This window comes from Dankookia rubra (genome assembly GCF_004355005.1).
Classification (GTDB): domain Bacteria; phylum Pseudomonadota; class Alphaproteobacteria; order Acetobacterales; family Acetobacteraceae; genus Paracraurococcus; species Paracraurococcus ruber_A.
In genome coordinates, this window is sequence record NZ_SMSJ01000297.1 from 1 (window position 1) to 995 (window position 995).

The following is a 995-nucleotide window of genomic DNA, read 5'->3' on the forward strand; positions in this document are numbered from 1 at the left end:
GGGTTTCGTGGTGCGGGTTTGCTGTGAAGCGCTGCGGCTCCGCCGTCCATGCTTTGCAGATGAATTCGTATGGCGTTAGGCCGCGTAGTCGCTTGAGGCGGCGACCGAAGTTGTAGGCTGCGATGAAGTCATCGAGATGCCGCTGGAGCTGCTCGTGGCTGTCGTAGTGATAGCGTTTGACGGTGGCATCCTTGATGGTGCGGTTCATCCGTTCGACTTGGCCGTTGGTCCAGGGGTGGTTCACCTTCGTCAGCCGATGCTCGATGCCGTGTTCGTCGCAGACACGGTCGAAGATGTGGTCGCTGTCCCAGATGTCCTGCTTGCGTGGGGTGAACTGTACGCCGTTGTCGGTCAGCACGGTGTGGATGTGGTATGGGACGGCCTCGATCAGGTCGCGCAGGAACTGGGCTGCCTCCATTTTGCCGGCGCTTCCGACCAGGCGGACGAAGGCGAACTTGCTGGTGCGGTCGATGGCCACGAGAAGGCGGAGCTTGCCTTCCTCGGTGCTGACCTCGGCGATGTCGATGTGGAAGTAGCCGATGGGATACGGCTTGAAAGCCTTCCTGGCTGGTTTGTCGCCCTCGACCTCGGGCAGGCGAGAAATGCCGTGACGTTGGAGGCAGCGGTGCAGCGCTGAGCGCGTGAGCTGAGGCAGAGTGGGCTGCAGAGCATAGAGGCAGTCATCGAGCGGCAGCAGGGTGTGCCGCCGGAAGGCAACGATGATGGCCTCCTGATCGGCCGAAAGCGTGGAGGAGTGCGCCTCCCGAGGGCCGGTCGGCAGGTCGGCGACGGAAGACCGCTTGCGCCATTTGGCGACCGTCTTCGGGTTCACCCCGTAGCGGCGCGCCAGCTCCTTTAGGCTCGCTTGACTATGCTGGATCGCGCGACGGATCGCCTCTGTCGTAGTGGCGCTGCCGTGGAGAACCTGGCCCATAGCGCGTCCTTCCATGCCTGGGAGAAGACTGCACCACGAAACCCCGGGACCAAACACCTAG

Annotated in this window: 1 protein-coding gene; it reads right to left on the bottom strand. The window is 62.9% G+C overall.

Annotation, left to right across the window (positions count from 1 at the left end; genetic code table 11):
- Positions 1-934, bottom strand: a 934-nt coding sequence (locus E2C06_RS36665) for an IS481 family transposase (protein ID WP_133293415.1), incomplete at its 3' end; no start/stop codon positions are given.
- Between the last annotated feature and the right edge of the window lie 61 nt (positions 935-995).